This window comes from Geobacillus sp. G4 (assembly GCF_040327975.1).
GTDB classification, from domain to species: domain Bacteria; phylum Bacillota; class Bacilli; order Bacillales; family Anoxybacillaceae; genus Geobacillus; species Geobacillus thermoleovorans.
Window position 1 is genome coordinate 135,149 of record NZ_JBEPJY010000005.1, and the last position, 19,597, is coordinate 154,745.

Annotated in this window: 20 protein-coding genes; all 20 read right to left on the reverse strand. The window is 57.1% G+C overall.

Annotated features, from left to right (window positions below; all coding sequences use genetic code 11):
* Positions 1-95: 95 nt before the first annotated feature.
* A complete protein-coding gene (hisIE, locus tag ABS784_RS08225; protein WP_015375790.1) occupies positions 96-743 on the reverse strand; it encodes a bifunctional phosphoribosyl-AMP cyclohydrolase/phosphoribosyl-ATP diphosphatase HisIE in 648 nt (215 codons plus the stop codon).
* Positions 740-1,498 (reverse strand): imidazole glycerol phosphate synthase subunit HisF, encoded by a 759-nt coding sequence (gene hisF / locus ABS784_RS08230; RefSeq protein WP_011232541.1) that lies wholly within the window; start codon positions 1,496-1,498, stop codon positions 740-742. Before hisF ends, hisIE begins: the two co-directional genes overlap by 4 nt.
* Complete coding sequence (gene hisA / locus ABS784_RS08235) at positions 1,495-2,232, reverse strand: 1-(5-phosphoribosyl)-5-[(5-phosphoribosylamino)methylideneamino]imidazole-4-carboxamide isomerase (RefSeq protein ID WP_352512094.1); 738 nt, start codon at positions 2,230-2,232, stop codon at positions 1,495-1,497. Before hisA ends, hisF begins: the two co-directional genes overlap by 4 nt.
* Positions 2,232-2,873 carry an imidazole glycerol phosphate synthase subunit HisH gene (hisH, locus tag ABS784_RS08240; RefSeq protein ID WP_014196729.1) on the reverse strand — a complete coding sequence of 214 codons (642 nt, stop codon included), beginning with the start codon at positions 2,871-2,873 and terminating at the stop codon, positions 2,232-2,234. Before hisH ends, hisA begins: the two co-directional genes overlap by 1 nt.
* A gap of 225 nt (positions 2,874-3,098) precedes the next feature.
* Positions 3,099-3,686, reverse strand: a complete 588-nt coding sequence (hisB, locus tag ABS784_RS08245) for an imidazoleglycerol-phosphate dehydratase HisB (RefSeq protein ID WP_011232544.1) — start codon at positions 3,684-3,686, stop codon at positions 3,099-3,101.
* Positions 3,687-3,689: 3 nt separating this feature from the next.
* On the reverse strand, positions 3,690-4,964 hold the full coding sequence (gene hisD / locus ABS784_RS08250; protein ID WP_021321643.1) for a histidinol dehydrogenase: 1,275 nt from the start codon (positions 4,962-4,964) through the stop codon (positions 3,690-3,692).
* Positions 4,965-5,318: 354 nt separating this feature from the next.
* A complete protein-coding gene (gene hisG, locus ABS784_RS08255) occupies positions 5,319-5,942 on the reverse strand; it encodes an ATP phosphoribosyltransferase (RefSeq protein WP_015375795.1) in 624 nt (207 codons plus the stop codon).
* 27 nt (positions 5,943-5,969) lie between these two features.
* Complete coding sequence (locus tag ABS784_RS08260; protein ID WP_020279443.1) at positions 5,970-6,131, reverse strand: hypothetical protein; 162 nt, start codon at positions 6,129-6,131, stop codon at positions 5,970-5,972.
* Entirely contained in the window at positions 6,121-7,305 is a 1,185-nt protein-coding gene (locus ABS784_RS08265) for an ATP phosphoribosyltransferase regulatory subunit (RefSeq protein ID WP_011232547.1), read from the reverse strand. The genes ABS784_RS08260 and ABS784_RS08265 overlap by 11 nt, the downstream gene beginning before the upstream one ends.
* Positions 7,306-7,852: 547 nt before the next feature.
* Complete coding sequence (locus ABS784_RS08270) at positions 7,853-8,350, reverse strand: acyltransferase (protein WP_021321645.1); 498 nt, start codon at positions 8,348-8,350, stop codon at positions 7,853-7,855.
* Positions 8,347-9,015 (reverse strand): pyrophosphatase PpaX, encoded by a 669-nt coding sequence (gene ppaX, locus ABS784_RS08275; RefSeq protein ID WP_011232549.1) that lies wholly within the window; start codon positions 9,013-9,015, stop codon positions 8,347-8,349. The genes ABS784_RS08270 and ppaX overlap by 4 nt, the downstream gene beginning before the upstream one ends.
* The gene (locus ABS784_RS08280; RefSeq protein WP_011232550.1) at positions 9,012-9,950 is read right to left on the reverse strand and encodes a nucleoside recognition domain-containing protein; all 939 of its coding nucleotides are present in this window, start codon (positions 9,948-9,950) and stop codon (positions 9,012-9,014) included. The genes ppaX and ABS784_RS08280 overlap by 4 nt, the downstream gene beginning before the upstream one ends.
* A 99-nt stretch (positions 9,951-10,049) precedes the next feature.
* Complete coding sequence (lgt, locus tag ABS784_RS08285) at positions 10,050-10,862, reverse strand: prolipoprotein diacylglyceryl transferase (protein WP_011232551.1); 813 nt, start codon at positions 10,860-10,862, stop codon at positions 10,050-10,052.
* 59 nt (positions 10,863-10,921) lie between these two features.
* A complete protein-coding gene (hprK, locus tag ABS784_RS08290) occupies positions 10,922-11,857 on the reverse strand; it encodes an HPr(Ser) kinase/phosphatase (protein WP_011232552.1) in 936 nt (311 codons plus the stop codon).
* A gap of 248 nt (positions 11,858-12,105) precedes the next feature.
* A complete protein-coding gene (locus ABS784_RS08295) occupies positions 12,106-12,468 on the reverse strand; it encodes a phage holin family protein (RefSeq protein WP_011232553.1) in 363 nt (120 codons plus the stop codon).
* A 102-nt stretch (positions 12,469-12,570) separates the two neighbouring features.
* Entirely contained in the window at positions 12,571-12,897 is a 327-nt protein-coding gene (locus ABS784_RS08300) for a magnetosome magnetite crystal formation protein family (protein ID WP_011232554.1), read from the reverse strand.
* Positions 12,898-13,025: 128 nt separating this feature from the next.
* The gene (gene uvrA / locus ABS784_RS08305) at positions 13,026-15,893 is read right to left on the reverse strand and encodes an excinuclease ABC subunit UvrA (RefSeq protein WP_042381719.1); all 2,868 of its coding nucleotides are present in this window, start codon (positions 15,891-15,893) and stop codon (positions 13,026-13,028) included.
* 7 nt (positions 15,894-15,900) lie between these two features.
* Positions 15,901-17,877: an excinuclease ABC subunit UvrB gene (uvrB, locus tag ABS784_RS08310; protein WP_021321647.1), complete on the reverse strand. Its 1,977-nt coding sequence runs from the start codon at positions 17,875-17,877 to the stop codon at positions 15,901-15,903.
* A gap of 249 nt (positions 17,878-18,126) precedes the next feature.
* Positions 18,127-18,351 (reverse strand): CsbA family protein, encoded by a 225-nt coding sequence (locus ABS784_RS08315; RefSeq protein WP_011232557.1) that lies wholly within the window; start codon positions 18,349-18,351, stop codon positions 18,127-18,129.
* Positions 18,352-18,364: 13 nt separating this feature from the next.
* A complete protein-coding gene (locus tag ABS784_RS08320; RefSeq protein ID WP_011232558.1) occupies positions 18,365-19,537 on the reverse strand; it encodes a PDZ domain-containing protein in 1,173 nt (390 codons plus the stop codon).
* Positions 19,538-19,597: the final 60 nt, after the last annotated feature.

The window sequence follows — 19,597 nt, forward strand, 5'->3', positions numbered from 1 at the left end:
AAACAAGCAAGAAACTTTAGGAATGCGGTTTTTCCGTGCAAAAAAGGAACGCCGGCGCGATGGCAGACGTTCCTTTTTCTCACCTAACCATCTTGTTATTTTTTGTCGCTCGCTTCCACCTTTTGCGCGTGCCGCTCGGCAAGCGTCGCAAGCACCGCGTCAAGCGGCAGCTTTTGTTCGCGCAACAGCACAAGCAAATGGTACAACAAGTCGGCCGCTTCCCATTTCAATTCGTCATGGCTCCGGTTTTTCGCCGCGATGATGACTTCCGCCGCTTCTTCGCCGACTTTCTTCAAAATTTTATCGACGCCTTTTTCAAACAAGTACGTCGTGTACGACCCTTCCGGCCGTTCGGCGTCGCGCTGGGCGATGATTTGTTCAAGCTCATGCAAAATCGCGAACCGGTCGGCCGCCGGCGTGCGCGCCGCGCCGTCCAGCGAGCGGGAAAAACAGGAATACGACCCGGTATGGCAAGCCGGGCCGGCCGGCTCGACGAGAACGAGCAGGGCGTCGGCGTCGCAGTCGTAGCGGATGTCGACAACGCGCTGCACGTTTCCAGATGTCGCCCCTTTATGCCATAGTTCTTGGCGCGAGCGGCTGTAAAACCATGTTTCTCCGGTCTCCAGCGTTTTTTTAAGCGACTCTTTGTTCATATAGGCAAGCGTGAGCACTTCCTTGCTTTGCGCATCTTGGACGATGGCAGGTACAAGCCCTTTTTCATCAAAGCGAATGTCCGCCGTCATCGCACGTTCACCCCTTTTTCTTTCAAGTACGCTTTCACTTGTCCGACTGACGTTTCTTTGTAATGGAAAATCGATGCCGCGAGCGCCGCGTCTGCTTTCCCTTTTTCGAACGCTTCGAGGAAATGCTCCGCCTTGCCGGCGCCGCCCGAGGCGATGACCGGAACCGGGACCGCTTCGCTCACCCGCCGCGTCAACTCAATATCAAAACCGTTTTTGCCGCCGTCCGCGTCCATGCTCGTCAGCAAAATCTCCCCGGCGCCAAGACGGACCGCTTCCTGCGCCCAAGCGACGACTTCCCAGTTCGTGGCGTTGCGGCCGCCGTGCGTATAGACGCGCCATGAACCAAGCGTTTCATCGTATTTCGCGTCAATGGCGACGACGATGCATTGCGAGCCGAAAAAGTCCGCCCCTTCGGTGATCAAGGTCGGATGGAGCACCGCGGCGGTGTTGAGCGACACTTTGTCGGCCCCGGCGCGAAGCATCCGCTTCATATCCTCAAGCGAGTGGATGCCGCCGCCGACCGTAAACGGAATCGCTAGCTGGGCGGCGACGCGCTCGACGACATCGACCATCGTTTTCCGCCCTTCATGGGAAGCGGAAATGTCCAAAAACACGAGCTCGTCCGCCCCTTGCTCATCGTACGCCTTCGCGAGCTCCACCGGATCGCCGGCATCGCGCAGCTGGACAAATTGCACTCCTTTGACGACGCGCCCGTCTTTCACATCGAGGCACGGGATGATGCGCTTCGTGATCATCGCTCGTTCACCGCCTTGAGCGCTTCCGCGAGCGTAAACTGATTCGTATAAAGCGCCTTGCCGACGATCGCGCCGCCGATGCCTTGTCCAGCATATTGGCAGAGCGCGCGCAAATCGTCAAGCGAGCTGACGCCGCCAGAAGCGATCACTTCTTTTCCCGTCGCCTCGGCCAACCGGACCGCGGCGGCGATGTTCGGGCCCGACAGCGTGCCGTCCGTTGCAATGTCCGTAAAGATAAACGTCTCCGCCCCCGCCTCAGCGAGCATCCGCCCGAGCTCTTCCGCCTTGACGTTCGACGTCGCAAGCCACCCTTCCGTCGCCACGAAGCCGTCGCGGGCGTCAATGCCAATCACGATGCGGCGGCCGTATTTTTGGAGCATCTTTTTCACAAACGGCGAGTCGGAAATGGCCGCACTTCCTAAAATGACGCGGGCGACCCCATTTTCTAAATAATGCACGATATCCTCTTCCGTCCGGATGCCGCCGCCCACTTGCACATGGACGGAAAGCTTCCGCGCCGCTTCGACAACAAACCGGTCGTTGACGCGGCGCCCTTCTTTCGCTCCGTCCAAATCGACCATATGAATCCACTCCGCCCCTTGAGCGGCGAATTGCTCGGCCATCGCGACCGGCGAATCGCCGTACACCGTTTCTTTGTTGTAATCGCCTTGCAGCAGGCGGACGCACTTGCCGCCGCGCATATCGATCGCCGGATAAATCGTAAACGCCGCCATCAGCCGTTCCCCCTTCCCGTGGCGATGCCGACATAATTGTTCAAGATGCTCATGCCGACCGCACCGCTTTTTTCCGGATGAAACTGTGTGCCAAACACACAGCCGCGCCCGACGACCGCCGGAACATCAACGTCATATTCACTGCTCGCGAGCACGACGTCCTCATCCCCTGGAATGACATAATACGAATGGACAAAATAGACATGCCCTTCCTCGACGCCACGAAGGAGCGGCGACGGACGATGAAAGCGGAGCCGGTTCCAGCCCATGTGCGGCACTTTGTATGGCTCGCCGGTTTTCGTGACGCCCGGAAAGCGGACGACGCGGCCGCGAAGCAAGCCAAGCCCTTTTGTCGGCCCGTTTTCTTCGCTTTCGTCAAACAACAGCTGCATCCCTAAACAAATGCCGAGCAGCGGCGTGCCGTTTTCAACCGCCGAACGGATGAAAGCAGCTAGGCCTGTCTCATTTAAAATGTGCATCGCATCGCGAAACGAGCCGACACCGGGCAAAATCAGCCCGCGCGCCTGCTCGAGCTCCTCTTTGTCGCCGCTTAGGACATACGGACAGCCGAGCCGCTCGAGCGCTTTGCTGACGCTGTATAAGTTGCCCATGCCATAGTCGATGATCCCGATCATCGTCATCCCATTCCTTTCTTCCCTGATCCATGCCCATCCCCTTGTTCAATGAACAACGGTATGGCGGCATGCTTTTTTACGGCGCTCCTTCCATGTGCAAACCTCTCCTTGGCATCCGGTCGCCTTTCCTGCATCCATGGAGCTTTTCCCGCAGGAAGCGCTGCCTCGATCCGACCGCCTTTCCTGCGCCTGCGGAACTCTTTCCCCACGGGGGGCGCCCCACTCCATCGGCTACAGCATCCCTTTTGTCGACGGAACGCCTTTGACGCGCGGGTCGATCATCGTTGCTTCATCGAGCGCCCGCCCGAGCGCCTTAAACACCGCTTCGACCATATGGTGCGTATTGCGCCCGTAATGGACGATGACATGCAAGTTCATCCGCGCTTCAAGCGCCAGTTTCCATAAAAACTCATGCACGAGTTCGACATCAAACGCGCCGACTTTCGCTGCCGGAAACTCGCCGCGAAACTCAAAATGCGGGCGATTGCTCAAGTCGATCACAACTTGCGCCAAGGCGTCATCCATCGGCACAAACGCGTTGCCGTACCGCTTGATTCCTTTTTTGTCGCCAAGCGCTTCCTTGATCGCCTGCCCGAGGCAAATGCCGATGTCTTCCGTCGTATGGTGGTCGTCAATATGCGTGTCGCCTTTGGCCTCAATGTGCAAATCGAACTGGCCGTGCTTGGCGAACAAATCGAGCATATGGGTTAAAAACGGCACGCCCGTTTCCAGTTCCGCCTTCCCTTCGCCATCCAACGAAAGCGATAACTGAATGCTCGTCTCGTTCGTCGTTCTTGCGATCATCGCTTCCCTTGCCATCATTCATTCCCCTTTCTCGAGCCGCACCTCAATGGCGCGCGCGTGCGCCTCCAGCCCCTCGAGGCGGGCAAAGGCGGCGATTTTGTCGCCATGTTGTTTCAATGCGGTTTCACTGTAAACAATCACGCTTGATTTTTTCACAAACTCGTCAACGCTCAAGCCGCTTGAGAATCTGGCCGTGCCGTTGGTTGGCAGCACGTGGTTCGGCCCGGCGAAATAGTCGCCGACCGGCTCGGAGCTGAAGCGGCCGAAAAACATCGCTCCCGCATGGCGGAGCCGGCCGAAAAGCGCGAGCGGTTCTGCCGTCATCACTTCCAAATGCTCCGGCGCCAGTTCGTTCACGACATCCACCGCTTCCTCAAGCGTCTCGGTGACGTAAATGGCGCCGTAGTTCTCGAGCGCCGCTTGGGCAATGTCGCGGCGCGGCAGCGTTTCCAGCTGCCGTTCGACTTCGCTCGCCACCGCCAGCGCCAATTTCATCGACGGCGTCACCAAAATGGCCGACGCCCGCACGTCATGCTCGGCTTGCGACAACAAATCCGCCGCAATCTCATCCGGTCGGGCCGTTTCATCCGCCAGCACGACAATTTCGCTCGGCCCCGCGATCATGTCGATCGCCACATGCCCGAACACTTCCCGCTTCGCCAATGCCACATAAATATTGCCCGGCCCGAAAATTTTGTCAACCGGCCGGATCGTTTCCGTCCCGTAAGCAAGCGCGGCGATCGCCTGCGCGCCGCCGACTTTGTAAATTTCCGTCACGCCGAGTTCATAGGCGGCAGCCAGCACCCCAGCCGGGAGCGTGCCGTCTTTGTTTGGCGGCGAGGTGATGACAATCCGTTTCACCCCCGCCACTTGTGCGGGAATAACGTTCATCAGCACAGACGACGGATAAGCGGCCGTCCCGCCTGGCACGTACAACCCGACCGCATCGAGCGGCGTCACCTTTTGTCCGAGAATTGTGCCGTCTTCTTTCGTCATCCACCATGATTCGCGCTTTTGCCGTTTGTGGTAGTCGCGAATGTTGGCCGCCGCTTGGCGAATGATCTCCAGCATCTCCGCGTCCATCGCCGCATGCGCGCGCTTCATTTCCTCTTCCGTCACCTTGAGCGAATCCAGCTTGACGCCGTCAAACCGTTCCGTATATTCTTTCAGCGCCGCATCGCCACGCACCCGCACCGCGGCGATGATATCCAGCACCGCGCGCCGCTGCTCCTCCGTTCCGCTTTCAATCGTGCGCCGCAGCGAGACGCCGCCTCGGATCCGTTCGATTTTCATCGTTCGCTCCCCTTTCTGTGACGTCCATCGGTTTTCGTCCATTGGCAATCTGTATCGATGCAATTTGAAGCTTTACCATTTGCAGCTTTTACCGAGTATTTGATCGACTGTCGGGCGACCGAACAACGCCGCTTAAAGACCCATATATATATGGGTCTGTGAAGCAGGCGGTTGTTCGATCCTCCGTCAGTCGAAAATGGACAAACCGCTTTTCCGTCAAGGATATGTTAAAGTTCTTCGTTGCATCTATATGCTATTTTCCAACGGCGTTGTCAACGCCGCTCCGCCATTCCCGAATCTCCACCAACCCATTCTTCGGAAACCGCCCATTTCCGCTCTGTCACACCTTTTTTCCTACGGCTGGGGAATGACCGCCGCCAATCGGTCGACCAACCGTTCAATGTCCCCGCCGTTTAGCCGGTAGCTCGCCGGGTTGACAATCAGGCGCGACGTCACCTCGGCGATCCGTTCAAGTTCGACAAGCCCGTTTTCTCTGAGCGTCCGCCCCGTGGAAACGATGTCCACGATCCGGTCGGCAAGGCCGATCAGCGGGGCGAGTTCAATGGATCCGTTCAGGCGGATGATTTCGACTTGCTCGCCTTGCTCGCGAAAATACGTTGACGCGATGTTCGGGTATTTCGTCGCCACCCTTGGTGCGATTTCGTTCATCTTGGCGCCGGGCAGCCCGGCGACCGCCAAATGGCAGCGGCTGATGTGCAAATCGAGCAGTTCGTACACATCCCGTTCTTCTTCCATCAGCACGTCCTTGCCGGCAATGCCCAAATCCGCGACCCCATGCTCGACATAGGTGACGACATCCATCGGTTTCGCCAAAATAAAGCGCATGTTTTCCTCTGGCACATCAATGACGAGCTTGCGCGACTCGGTAAATTCCGGCGGCAGCGCATAATCCGCCCGCCGCAGCAACTCGACCGCCTCTTCAAAAATGCGCCCTTTTGGCATGGCAATCGTCAGCATCATTCTTCCTCCTTGCTCCTCATCATGTCAAATGCGGCGCTGGGCCTTGAGTACACCGCATGCTCTCCACCGCCATGGGCAGCCTTTCCCGTCCGTTCTTCGCATCCGCTCTGTCCCGCCAATCGCTGCCGTTTTCAACAGCGTCGATGACCAACCGGCGGCGCCTTCTCTGTTATGTTCACTGCCCATCGCGCCCGCTGCGGCCAAGCAAATACACGATCGACCGGTAGCGCTGGCTGTAGGCGTCAATATCACGAATGCCGGCAATGTGCTGCAAGACGACGCGCTTGCCTTCCGCCCGTTTCGCTTCGGCCAATTCCACCGCTTCCGCCAGCCGCTCTTGGCTGAACACGATGCACTCGATGTCATCGCGCACATCCGTTTCCCCAATCGCCTCAATCAACCGATCGACGCGCAACCCAAACCCCGTCGCCGGCGCCGGGCGCGAGAACTTCGCCAATAAATCATCATACCGCCCGCCGTTGCCGATCGGGAATCCCACTTGCTCGGCGTACACTTCAAACAAAATGCCAGTGTAATAGCTCATATGGCTGACAAGCGCCATATCGAGCTTCACCGCCTCGGCCACTCCGTACGTCCGAAGCACCGCCATGAGCACCGCCAGCTCATCGGCCGCCCGCCGCCCCTTCTCGCTTGTGACGAGCGTTTTCGCCTGTTCAATCACGTCCGTTCCACCGCGCAAGGAAAGAAGATCCAACAGCCGCTTTTGATCGATCGACGAAAGCGGCCACGACTTCACATGTTCACGGTAGCCGACGTAATTTTTCTCATATAAAAAACGGCGCAATACACTCGCCCGCTCCTCATTCCCTAAAATCTCCAAAAACAGAGCATTGACATAACCGATATGGCCGACCGCCACCGAAAACCGCCCGAGTCCCGTCCGCTTCAGCAGGGCGACCATTAAACTGATCACCTCGGCGTCGGCCGTCACCGTGCCGTCGCCGATCAACTCCACACCGATCTGTTCAAACTCCGCCGGCCGCCCGCCTTCGCGCTGCTGGGCGCGGAACACATTGGCGTTGTACGCCAGCCGGAGCGGATTGCCGTCGTCATACAACCGCGACGCCGCCACCCGGGCGATCGGCGCCGTCATATCGGGCCGCAATACGAGCGTATGCCCTTGCTGATCGAGGAGCTTAAACAGCCGATGATCGGCAATCGCCGACGCCGCCCCGACCGTTTCATAATACTCAAGCGTCGGCGTTTCGATAAACTCGTACCCCCAGCGCTCAATTTCTTCCGCCATCACCGAACGCACTTGTTTTTTCAACTCATATAAAAACGGCAGCGTATCGCGCATGCCTAACGGTTTTTCAAACATGAACAGCTTTTTTGCCATGTCCCCACGCCCTTTATCGAGATGCTTTAGTTTGCTAATATGGTAGAGAAGTGAAGTTATTAGTAGTTTACTCCTTTGCGGCCACAGCGTCAAGGGGGGAATGCTTTATAAATAACAAAACGGACAAGATCGCTTCAAAAAAGGAAGCGCTTGTCCATTTCGTTCCATGTCGCATAGGCGATTATCCACAATAATGGAATAAATACCTAAAAAAGTAGAGTACTTATTTATATACATGCAACGAAAAAGTTTAACATATCATTGACGGAAAAGTCGCTTATCCACTTTTCGACTGGCGGTGACCGAACAATCACCCGCTTCGCAGCCCCATACATGGTTCCGGAAGCGGCATTGTTCGCTCGCCCGACAGTCGATCCAATCGCTCTGTAAAAACTACAAATGTTAAAGATTCAAATTGCACCTATATAGAAAACCTACGCCCGTCAGACGATCTTCATCAGTCGCATTATAAATGTTTTTTGTGTTCCAATCTTTTTATCACTTTTTCTGGAAATCTTCATTTTTCCAAACAAAACCTCGCCCCCATTCAATTGGAAGGCGGTTCATTCCGGCGGACGATGCGCATCGGGCAACCCGCGGCCATCGCCCCGGGCGGGACGTCTTGATGGACGACGGTGCCGGCGGCGACCACGGCGCGGTCGCCGATCACCACACCAGGCAAAATGGTCGAGTTCGCGCCGATCATCACCTCATCGCCGATCACCACATCGCCGAGGCGGTATTCGTCAACCAAATATTCGTGAGCGAGAATCGTCGTGTTGTAGCCGATGACGCAGTTGCGGCCGATGCGGATTTTTTCAGGGAAGAGAATATCTGGCATGACCATAAAGGCGAGCGCCGTTTGTTCGCCGATTTTCATGCCGAGAAACGTGCGGTACAGCCAGTTTTTCAGCGGCAAAAACGGCGTGTAGCGCCCGATTTGAATGATGATGACGTTTTTCAGCACTTTCCAAAACGATACGGTGCGGTACAATTGCCAGAGCGAGTTCGCCCCGTGGACAGGGTATTTTGTCGTTCGTCTCACTGGGAGGACGTTTCCTCCTTCCGTTCGTTGATGCCGACAATGGCCAGCAAATCGCTCATTTTTTCCAGCATATAGTCCGGTTCATATTGTTCCAAATAGCCGCGGCCTTTAATCGCCCAAGCGACGCCGGCCGTTTTGACGCCGGCGTTTTTGCCGGCCAAAATGTCGTGGTAGTTGTCGCCGACCATCAGCGCTTCGTCCGATTTCGACTGAAGCGCCTCAAGCGCCTTATGAATCGGTTCGGGATCCGGTTTGGGGCGGCTGACGTCATCAAGGCCGATGACGCACGAGAAAAACGGTTCCAACCGCGTTTTTCTTAACCCCATCAGGGCGGTGTCGTGCATTTTCGTCGTCACGACGCCGAGGCGGAAGCCATGGCGGTGCAGCGTTTCGATCGTCTCATACACGGTGTCAAACTCGCGGATCAGTTCGTCATGGCGGGCATGGTTGAAGGTGCGATACGTCTTCACCATCTCCTCGGCCCGTTCCGGATCGAGCGAGCTGAACGTCTCATACAGCGACGGGCCGATGAACGGCAAGACGTCCTCACGCCCGTAGCGGCCCGGATAATACTTCTCCAGCGTATGCAAAAACGACTGGATGATCAGCTCATTCGTATCAATCAACGTTCCGTCAAGGTCAAATAAAATCGTGCGAATCGTCATGATGCGGCTTCCTTTCTCATCGGGTGTTCAAAACGGCGCCAAAGGAACGCCACCGCCATCGTCAACAGCACAGCCGTAACGAGGCGAATGACCAACAACGGCCAGACCGGGATGCCGAGCGGAACGAAAATGAGCGTGTCTTCGACAACCGCATGGCAAGAAACGAGAAAAATAAACGCCAACGTCAAATCGCGCTTCGAGACGCCGTCTTCTTTCGCCGCCTGAATCATCACCCCCGCCCCATAAGCGAGGCCGAACACAAAACCGGCGGCAAGGGTGAGCGATGTGTTCGCGCTCATGCCGAGCATCTTGGTCGCTGGCGCCATCCAGCGCGAAAACGTCTCAATCCAGTGGCGTTCTTTCAACACTTGAATGATCGTCATCAATGGAATGACAATCGCAACCAGCTGGACGATGCCGGTCGCCGCTTTTTTCAGCGCCGCCAAGATGATCTCTCCCCAGCCGGACGGCGAGGCGGCTTCAGGCGAGACAAACCCATATTGAGCGAGTTCCTGCCCCCCATCCCATAGATGGGCGATCAACAAACCGGAGACAACGGCCAAGCCAATGCGCACGGCGAGCATGAGCCAAACGCTCATACCCGTCCGCGAAGCGACGGAAGACTCGACGATCAAGTTGTGAGAAAAGGAAAGCATGACAGCGAGAATGAGCACTTCTTTCACTGTAAACTCGATCGTCAGCATCGCCCCGATCGCGGCGTACAGCCCGAGCAAATTGCCGAGCACCAGCGGCACGGCCGCGTCGCCGGATAAGCCGAACCACTTCATCAGGGGAGTGACAAGGTCGATCAACCATGAAAATAAAGGGGTCGGCTGCAACAGCGCTAAAATGAGCGTCACTGGAAAAATGATTTTGCCGAGCGCCCATGACGTCTTCAGTCCGGCGATGACGCCGCGCTGCAATGTTCCTACCATATCTCCTCTCTCCTTCGCTTGTCTTCATGCCGCCGTGTGACCTTTTCACCACACGCCGCCTCTCTTTTTCCCTAGTCATCCGTCAACGGATAAGGACGGCTATTCGTCTTGATACCTTGCTTTTGCCCATCCTTTCGCCCGGCGCACGATCCACAGCGCGATCGACAACACGATCAGCGTCACGGATACGACTTGGGCCGCGCGCAGACTGCCGGCCAGCATCAAGCTGTCGGTGCGCATCCCTTCAATCCAGAAACGGCCAACCGAATACCAAATCAAATAGGACAAAAACAGCTCGCCGCGCCGCAAATTGACGCGCCGCAGCCAAAGAAGCAAGAAAAAGCCGACGAGGTTCCAAAGGGACTCATATAAAAAAGTCGGATGCCAATAACGGCCGTCAATGTACATTTGATTGATGATCCAATCCGGCAAATGCAAATTTTCAAGAAACTGGCGCGACACAGGGCCGCCGTGCGCCTCTTGGTTCATAAAATTGCCCCAGCGCCCGATCGCCTGGCCTAAAATGATGCTTGGTGCGGCAATATCGGCGAGCTTCCAAAACGACAGCCCGCGCGCGCGGGCGAACACCGCGCCCGTCGCCACCGCCCCGATCAAACCGCCGTGAATGGCGAGGCCGCCTTGCCAAACTTTTGGAATCTCGGACAAATGCTTTGAATAATAGTGCCATTCAAACAGCACGTAGTACGCCCGCGCGCAGACAATGGCGATCGGCACGGCAAATAACACCAAATCGACAAACGTCTCTTTCGGCAAGCCGCGCCGCACCGCTTCGCGCGTCGCGAGCCATAGCCCAATCAACACACCGGTGCCGATAATGACCCCATACCAATAAATCGTAATGGGGCCAAGGTGCAAAAACACGCGGTCGAGCGGCTGAATCGTCGATTCCATCGTTTCCACCTCCTATGCTCCATGCCCAAACGAGATCCATTCCTTTGACGCAAGAAACATCAGTCGTAATCGTGCGCGCCGTCTTCGATGGCGTCGCTCAATCGCGCCGAAAACTCCTCAGCCGCGTTGACCCCGAGCCGCTTCAGCCGGAAGTTCATCGCCGCCACTTCGACGATGACCGCCAAGTTGCGCCCTGGGCGGACCGGAATCGTTAATTTCGGCAATTCGGTATCCAAAATTTTCACTTTCTCTTCTTCCAACCCGAGCCGATCGTACTGCTTCTCCGGATCCCAAAGCTCCAAGTCGACGACGAGCGAAATGCGCTTATGCGTCCGCACCGCCCCTGCGCCGAACAGCGTCATCATATTAATAATGCCGAGGCCGCGAATTTCAAGCAGATGCTCGATCAGCTCCGGCGCGCTGCCGACGAGCGTATCTTCATCTTCTTGGCGGATTTCCACACAGTCGTCGGCGACCAACCGATGGCCGCGTTTGACGAGCTCCAGCGCCGTTTCGCTTTTGCCGACGCCGCTTTTGCCCGTGATCAACACCCCGACGCCGTACACATCGACAAGCACCCCGTGCACCGCGGTGGTGGGGGCGAGCTTGCTTTCCAAATAGTTTGTCAATCGGCTTGACAGGCGGGTCGTTTTCATCGTCGAGCGCATGACCGGCACCGACTGGCGCTCAGACGCTTCGATCAGCTCCGGCGGCACTTCCAATCCACGCGAGACGATGATCCCTGGCGTAATGTCGGTGCAAAGCCGTTCCATCCGCGATTTTTTTTCTTCCGGCGTCAACGTTTCATAAAACGACAGCTCCGTCCGTCCGAGCAGCTGCAGACGCTCCGCCGGGTAATAGGCGAAATAGCCGGCCATTTCAATCCCCGGCCGCGACAAATCGCTTGTCGTAATCGGGCGGTAAATGCCCTCCGCGCCGCTGACGAGCTCGAGCTGGAACTGTTCAATGATGTCTTTCGTCCGCACTTTTGGCATACGTCGCCTTTCTCCCCTTTCTTCATCTTTTTCCATTGTAACACGTTTCGTTCCGCCATTGAATGGAAAACATCGGGGAAAACAAAACAGGGACGGCTCCCCCCGTCCCGATCAAGCCAAACACATCAAACCGAAACGATCTTCACCGCATCGTTTCTCCCATTGCAACCCCTTGCCGCATTCGCCATCTTTTCACACGATCACGGAAAACCATGGCGCCACCGGCCTTCCAATGGATCACGCCCCCGTTACGACCGGTTGCGCAGCGGCTCGATAATCGCTTTTTGCACGAGCAGGTGGAAAAACGACAAGACGATCGATGCGAGCAGCGCCGTGCCAAAGCCGCCGATTTGAAACGCATCGCCCATCAGCCCTGCAGTCATCATGAGCGTGATGGCGTTAATGACAAACAAAAACAAACCGAGCGTCAACACTGTCACCGGCAGCGTCAACAAGATGAGCACAGGGCGAACGACGGCGTTGAGCACCGCCAAAATCACGCTCGCCAAAAACGCCGCGCCGATGCCGCTGAAGTGAATATCGTCAAAATAGCCGTCAATCGCCATCAGCAGCACCGTATTGATAAACACACCGATCAGCCAATTGAGCATCCCATCACCATCTTTATTCGAGTCTCGCGCCCGCCGGCCACACCTTGTTACAGTCCCAAAGAAACGGAGCCACGGCATTCGCCGGCAAACGGGCGCTTTCTCTTATTTTAACACTTGAATCCCTTTTATGACATTCCAAACGATGACAACAAGATTCACCGCCCCAGCAACGAGGAACCCAAGCCAGACGAGCCCGCCGCCAAAAAGAAGCGATTCCTCGCCCCAATGGCCGAACAGCACCGGCGACGCGGCCAACGCAATGAACAAGAGGATCGTAACGGCCGGAATCAAATGCGACACGAGCGACCGCTTCGCATGGCGTTTGACTTCAAGATCTTCGACAACAAAATAGACGACAATCGGCAAAATGAACGGCGCAAAAAAGACGCTGAAATAACAAAGCGCGGATAACACTTTGTTCGTCGACAATCGGCAATCCCCTTTCCAAGTTTCCTTTACCTGTATATACGACGGCCGCTAGGAAAAGTTTCCTGCCGACGGCAAAAAAAGGCGGCGGCCGCCGGTGCCCCAAGCGGCGGACAAAGCCGCAAAGGCCTTTACGCCTTCACCTCTTCATATTGCGCCTGCATGCGCGCCCGGTCGCGCTCGAGAATCGGTTTTAAGTAGCGGCCGGTGTGCGACTCCTCCACCTCGGCCACCTCTTCCGGCGTGCCGACAGCGACGATTTGTCCGCCTCGGTCGCCGCCTTCCGGACCTAAGTCAATGATATAGTCCGCGGTTTTGATGACGTCCAAGTTATGTTCAATGACAAGCACGGTATCGCCGTTGTCGACGAGCCGGTGGAGCACATCAAGCAGCCGGGCGATGTCATCGACATGAAGCCCGGTCGTCGGCTCGTCCAAAATGTAGAGCGTCCGGCCGTTGGAGCGGCGGTGAAGCTCAGCGGCGAGCTTGACGCGCTGCGCCTCGCCGCCCGAGAGCGTCGTCGCCGGCTGGCCGAGCTTCATATAACCGAGCCCGACGTCATAGAGCGTCTCGAGCTTGCGTTTGATTTTCGGGATCGAGGCGAAAAAGTCGAGCGCATCTTCGACCGTCATGTCGAGCACCTCGGCGATGTTTTTTCCTTTATACGTCACCTCGAGCGTCTCGCGGTTGTACCGTTTGCCGTGGCACACTTCGCACGGGACGTACACGTCCGGCAAAAAGTGCATCTCAATTTTGATGATGCCATCGCCATGGCACGCCTCGCAGCGCCCGCCTTTGACATTGAAGCTGAACCGCCCTTTTTTGTAGCCGCGCACTTTCGCTTCGTTCGTCGAGGCAAACACGTCGCGGATGTCGTCAAACACCCCGGTGTACGTCGCCGGGTTCGAGCGTGGCGTGCGGCCGATCGGCGACTGGTCGATGTCAATGACTTTATCGAGATGCTCCAGCCCGCGGATGCCGCGGTGCTCGCCCGGTTTCGCCTTCGCCCGGTGCAGCTTTTGCGCCAGCGCCTTATACAACACTTCGTTCACGAGCGTACTTTTGCCCGAGCCCGACACCCCGGTGACAGCGACAAACGTGCCGAGCGGGATTTTCACCGATACGTTTTTCAAGTTATGCTCGCGCGCGCCGACGACCTCAAGCCAACGTCCGTCCGGACGGCGACGCTCGGCCGGAATCGGGATGAATTTTTTCCCCGATAAATACTGGCCGGTGAGCGAGTTCGGGTCGTTCATCACTTCTTCCGGCGTGCCGGCGGCGACGACCTCGCCGCCGTGGATGCCCGCCCCCGGACCAATGTCAATCAAATAGTCCGCGGCCAGCATGGTATCCTCGTCGTGCTCCACCACAATGAGCGTATTGCCGAGGTCGCGCATGCTTTTCAACGTCGCGATCAGCCGGTCGTTGTCGCGCTGATGAAGCCCGATCGACGGCTCGTCGAGCACGTACAGCACCCCCGTCAGCCGCGAGCCGATCTGCGTCGCCAAGCGGATGCGCTGCGCCTCGCCGCCGGAGAGCGTTCCTGCCGAGCGGCTGAGCGTCAAATAGTCGAGGCCGACGTTTTGCAAAAAGCCGAGCCGGTCGCGAATTTCACGCAAAATGAGGCGGGCGATTTGCGCTTCTTTTTCGGTCAGCTCGAGACCGTCAAAAAAGGCGAGCGCCTCGGTCACCGACATGGCGGTGACCTCGCCGATATGCTTGCCGCCGACAAGGACGGCCAGGCTTTCTTTTTTCAGCCGGTAGCCTTGGCATGTCGGACATGGTTGTTCCGCCATATACTTTTCCATCTGCTCGCGGATGTAGTCCGAGCTCGTCTCGCGATAGCGGCGTTCGACGTTCGGAATGACGCCTTCAAATGCGATGTATTGTTCGCGCACTTGCCCGAAATCATTCGTATAGCGGAAGTAAATCGGCTCCCCGCCGCTGCCGTACAAAATTTTATCGAGCTGCTCTTTTGGCAAATCTCTGACCGGCACGTCCATCGGGATGCCGTAATGGCGGCACACGGCTTCGAGCAGCTGCGGGTAATATTGCGAGCTTTGCGGCTCCCACGGAGCGATGGCGTGTTCTTTTAACGTCAGCTCATCGTTCGGGATGACCAAATCGAGATCCACTTCGAGCTTCGCCCCGAGCCCGTCGCAGTCCGGGCAGGCGCCGAATGGACTGTTGAACGAAAACAGACGCGGTTCAAGCTCCCCGATCGAAAAGCCGCAGTACGGACAAGCGTGCTTTTCGCTGAACAAGAGCTCCCCCTCGCCGATCACGTCAACGACCACTTTGCCGTCGGCGAGCTTCAGCGCCGTCTCAAGCGAATCGGCAAGCCTGGCGGCGATGCCGTCTTTGATGATGATGCGGTCGACGACGACATCAATCGAATGTTTTTTGTTTTTTTCCAGCTCAATGTCCTCCGTCAACTCGCGCATCTCGCCGTCAATGCGGACGCGCACATACCCTTGTTTGCGAATATCCTCCAATGTCTTGGCGTGCGTCCCTTTTTTTCCCGAGACGATCGGCGCCAAAATTTGCATTTTCGTCCGCTCCGGGTAAGCGAGCAGCCGGTCGACCATTTGCTCGATCGTCTGCGATTGGATTTCAATGCCGTGCGTCGGGCAAATGGGGCGGCCGATGCGGGCGAACAGCAGCCGTAAATAATCGTAAATTTCCGTCACCGTGCCGACGGTTGAGCGCGGGTTGCGGCTCGTCGTTTTTTGATCGATCGAAATGGCCGGCGACAACCCTTCAATCGCATCGACGTCCGGTTTTTCCATCTGCCCTAAAAACTGGCGGGCATACGCCGACAGCGATTCGACGTAGCGGCGCTGGCCTTCCGCGTAAATCGTATCAAACGCCAGCGACGACTTCCCCGACCCGGACAGCCCGGTCAAGACGACGAGCTTGCCGCGCGGGATTTCGACGTCAATGTTTTTCAAGTTGTGGGCGCGCGCCCCTTTGACGACAATTTTATCCATTCCGTTCATCCGGCCATCACCCTTCCGCTTTCAATTCGAAAATGATATCGCGCAGCTGGGCGGCCCGCTCGAAGTCGAGCGCTTTGGCCGCCTCTTTCATTTCCGCTTCGAGCGTTCGAATCAGCTCTTCCCGCTCTTGTTTCGTCATCGCTGCCGCCGGCTTTGCCTCGTACATCTCCGTCTCTTCCGCCGCATACGTCGCGCGGATGACGTCGCGAATCTCCTTTTTCACCGTGCGCGGCACGATGCCGTGCTTTCGGTTGTACTCTTCTTGAATCGCGCGGCGCCGCTTCGTCTCTTGAATGGCGATTTCCATCGATTTCGTGATCGTATCGGCGTACATGATCACATGGCCGTTCGCGTTGCGCGCCGCCCGGCCGATCGTCTGGATGAGCGAGCGCTCCGAGCGCAAAAACCCTTCTTTGTCGGCGTCCAAAATGGCGACAAGCGACACTTCCGGAATGTCGAGCCCTTCGCGAAGCAAGTTGATGCCGACCAATACATCGTATTTGCCGAGCCGCAAATCGCGGATGATTTCAATGCGCTCGAGCGTCTTAATTTCCGAATGCAAATACGCCACCTTGATCCCCGCTTCTTTCAAATAATCGGTCAAATCTTCCGCCATCTTTTTCGTCAGCGTCGTCACCAACGTCCGCTCGTTCCGCTCGACGCGCTCGCGAATTTCGCCGATCAAATCGTCGATTTGCCCTTTCGTCGGGCGGACGTCGATCGTTGGGTCGAGAAGCCCGGTCGGGCGGATGATTTGTTCGACAACGCCCGGGCTGTGTTCAAGCTCATACGGCCCCGGCGTCGCTGAGACGTAAATAATTTGATTGATTTTTTGCTCGAACTCTTCAAACGTGAGCGGCCGGTTGTCAAGCGCCGACGGCAGACGGAAGCCGTGGTCGACAAGCACTTGCTTGCGCGCCCGGTCGCCGTTGTACATGCCGCGCAGCTGCGGCAAGGTGACGTGCGACTCATCAACGATGATCAAAAAATCGTCCGGAAAATAGTCAAGCAATGTATACGGCGTCGAGCCTGGCGGCCGCAGCGCCAAATGGCGCGAGTAGTTTTCGATGCCGGAACAAAAGCCCATCTCGCGCATCATTTCAAGGTCATAGCGCGTCCGCTGCTCAAGCCGCTGCGCCTCTAAGAGCTTTCCTTGCGCGCGCAGTTCGGCAAGCCGCTCCTCAAGCTCTTGTTCGATGTTTTGAATGGCGAGCCGCATTTTCTCCTCGCGCGTCACGAAGTGCGACGCCGGGAAAATGGCGACATGCTCGCGCTCGCCGAGCACCTCGCCGGTTAAGGCGTCCACCTCGCGGATGCGCTCGATTTCATCGCCGAAAAATTCGACGCGGATGCAATGTTCATCGCGCGACGCGGGGAAAATTTCGACAACATCGCCGCGGACGCGGAACGTGCCGCGGCGAAAATCGATGTCATTGCGGTCGTATTGGATGTCAACGAGCCGCCGAAGCAACGCGTTGCGCTCGATTTCCATCCCAACGCGCAGCGAGACGACGAGCTCCCGATATTCTTCCGGCGACCCTAAACCGTAAATGCACGACACGCTCGCAACGATAATCACGTCCCGGCGCTCAAACAAGGCTGATGTCGCCGAGTGCCGCAATTTGTCGATTTCATCGTTGATTTTCGCGTCTTTTTCAATGTACGTATCCGTCTGCGGCACATACGCTTCCGGCTGATAGTAATCGTAATAGCTGACAAAATATTCGACGGCGTTGTGCGGGAAAAACTCTTTCAGCTCGCTGTACAATTGGCCAGCGAGCGTTTTGTTGTGGGCGATGACAAGCGTCGGTTTGTTGACTTGGGCGATCACGTTCGAGATCGTAAACGTTTTGCCCGTCCCCGTCGCCCCAAGCAGCGTTTGATGCTTCACCCCGCGGCGCAGGCCGTCAACGAGCTTGGCGATCGCCTGCGGCTGATCGCCTTGCGGTTCGTATGGCGCCACTAATTGAAAACGGCCCTCCACCGTTTCGCCTCCTCCTTCGTACCATCTTTCCCCATTGTATCACATCGTGATGATCCATGCATCAAAAATGCGAACTCATATTCGTACCAATCCACTCAGCGTTTTCCATCGCTTCGCACCGAAAAACGCGAAAAAGCGGACCCATTCATGCCCAAGGTCCGCGTCTTCGCTCCGTTCCGTTTCGACAATCCGAGGTTCAGCCGACGATGCCTTTTTCCAAAAACAGACGGTTGAACCGACAACGCCGCTTCATTTTTGCTTCAGATAGTCGAGCATGCGGCCGGCCCAAAGAAAGCCGGCGATCGTCGATGCAATGTCAGCGACGATTTCATGCAGCTCATCCGTATAGCCTTTCAAGTAGGAAGCGACAAGCAGCGCCGTCGTCAACAGCACAGCAATGTACCGATTGTACGTCACCCGCGCAAACAACAGCACCAATAAGCACGGAATGATGAGTGCCGCCAAAAACCACATGATCCATTCTCCTTTACGAAACAGCTTCAGACGCTGATGCGTTCCGATCACGGACGAACAGCAGCCCGAGTTCATGATGCTCATCCTCATAGAGCGCCCCTTGGACGAAACGGACTTCGCCGTTATGTCCGACGACATCCAACTTGCAGAACGCGCGGTTGCGTTGGAGCGCCTCGTAAAACTCGGTTTCGGTCCGCACCGGGGCGCCGTTTGTTTTGATGATGACTTCTCCGATCGAAAGCCCCATTTTTTCCGCTTTCGAGCCGGGAAGCACGCCGACAATCACCAAGCCGTGCGGATGGCGGGCAAAGCGGGGCGGGCGGGCGCGGTCGGCGCGATGCCCGGAAAACGCGATCCATTCGCGGCCGATGATGGCCATAGCCCCCGCCGCCACCGCGAGCGGTGGATACCATATACCCGAAGCGGCCAACAGGGCGACAACGAACGCCAGCCGAACAACAAGCCGCCCCTCCGCGCGCGCCGCTTCCGCCGGCAGCATGTGCTGGCGGCGCTGGGAAAAGCCGAGAAGAAACGGCACGAGCCAAAATGAATAGCTGTCTCCCGTCGAAACGAGCGGCCACCAGGAAGCCGGAGGCAGCGCGCCGCCTGATACGGGCAGCACAACCGGCACAAACCAAAGACGCTGCGTCCATTGCAGGCCGACCGTCATCCCTCGCTTGCTTTTCGCCAGCTGCGGCGAGGCCGCCTCGTTTCGCGTGCGAATGATGAGCCATCCTTCCGAAAGCAAAAGCAACGCAAGCCACACCGCCAAAGCGGGCGCGGCCGCCATGCCATCGGGAAGCCATCGGGACAACGCGCTGCTTCGCTCCGCCAAACCGAGCACGAGAAGCGCGCCGCCAACCGTATAAGCAGGCGACAGCAACCGCGCTTCCATCGTCAAACTAAAGAGCACCGTCAGCACCGTCACCGTCCAAACCGCTTCCTGCGGCACCGCGATCCCGATGCCGACGGCCGCCGCCGACAACATCGCTCCAGCCATCCATCCCTTCGTCCAAAGCCCGCGCCACTCTTGCCATAGGCTGTAGACGCGCACATGAAAATCGCGGCGCTCCCGCTTCACCCGCCGCCAACCGACGGCCAAAGCGAGCGCGGCGCCATAATAAAGAAGCGGCTGCCGCCAAACCGACGCGACGCCCTCAAGCCATTCCAGCCACCATGTTGCCATCCGCTTCACCCCTTGCGTCGTTCATCATTCTTTATCTTCTATTCTACCAAATGGCATGGC

What these genes read in the sequence shown, in the direction of transcription:
- hisIE (WP_015375790.1), bottom strand. Translation starts at nt 743, where the DNA reads ATGACGGCGGACATTCGCTTTGATGAAAAAGGGCTTGTACCTGCCATC.
- hprK (WP_011232552.1), bottom strand. Translation starts at nt 11,857, where the DNA reads ATGCCAAAAGTGCGGACGAAAGACATCATTGAACAGTTCCAGCTCGAG.
- hisG (WP_015375795.1), bottom strand. Translation starts at nt 5,942, where the DNA reads ATGCTGACGATTGCCATGCCAAAAGGGCGCATTTTTGAAGAGGCGGTC.
- ABS784_RS08315 (WP_011232557.1), bottom strand. Translation starts at nt 18,351, where the DNA reads ATGTGGTTTTTGGCGGCACTCATCATTCCGTGCTTATTGGTGCTGTTG.
- ABS784_RS08320 (WP_011232558.1), bottom strand. Translation starts at nt 19,537, where the DNA reads ATGGCAACATGGTGGCTGGAATGGCTTGAGGGCGTCGCGTCGGTTTGG.
- hisH (WP_014196729.1), bottom strand. Translation starts at nt 2,873, where the DNA reads ATGACGATGATCGGGATCATCGACTATGGCATGGGCAACTTATACAGC.
- ABS784_RS08265 (WP_011232547.1), bottom strand. Translation starts at nt 7,305, where the DNA reads ATGGCAAAAAAGCTGTTCATGTTTGAAAAACCGTTAGGCATGCGCGAT.
- hisF (WP_011232541.1), bottom strand. Translation starts at nt 1,498, where the DNA reads ATGATCACGAAGCGCATCATCCCGTGCCTCGATGTGAAAGACGGGCGC.
- hisD (WP_021321643.1), bottom strand. Translation starts at nt 4,964, where the DNA reads ATGAAAATCGAACGGATCCGAGGCGGCGTCTCGCTGCGGCGCACGATT.
- ABS784_RS08260 (WP_020279443.1), bottom strand. Translation starts at nt 6,131, where the DNA reads ATGGGCAGTGAACATAACAGAGAAGGCGCCGCCGGTTGGTCATCGACG.
- uvrA (WP_042381719.1), bottom strand. Translation starts at nt 15,893, where the DNA reads ATGAACGGAATGGATAAAATTGTCGTCAAAGGGGCGCGCGCCCACAAC.
- hisA (WP_352512094.1), bottom strand. Translation starts at nt 2,232, where the DNA reads ATGGCGGCGTTTACGATTTATCCGGCGATCGATATGCGCGGCGGCAAG.
- ABS784_RS08280 (WP_011232550.1), bottom strand. Translation starts at nt 9,950, where the DNA reads ATGGTAGGAACATTGCAGCGCGGCGTCATCGCCGGACTGAAGACGTCA.
- hisB (WP_011232544.1), bottom strand. Translation starts at nt 3,686, where the DNA reads ATGGCAAGGGAAGCGATGATCGCAAGAACGACGAACGAGACGAGCATT.
- ppaX (WP_011232549.1), bottom strand. Translation starts at nt 9,015, where the DNA reads ATGACGATTCGCACGATTTTATTTGACCTTGACGGAACGTTGATTGAT.
- lgt (WP_011232551.1), bottom strand. Translation starts at nt 10,862, where the DNA reads ATGGAATCGACGATTCAGCCGCTCGACCGCGTGTTTTTGCACCTTGGC.
- ABS784_RS08295 (WP_011232553.1), bottom strand. Translation starts at nt 12,468, where the DNA reads ATGCTCAATTGGCTGATCGGTGTGTTTATCAATACGGTGCTGCTGATG.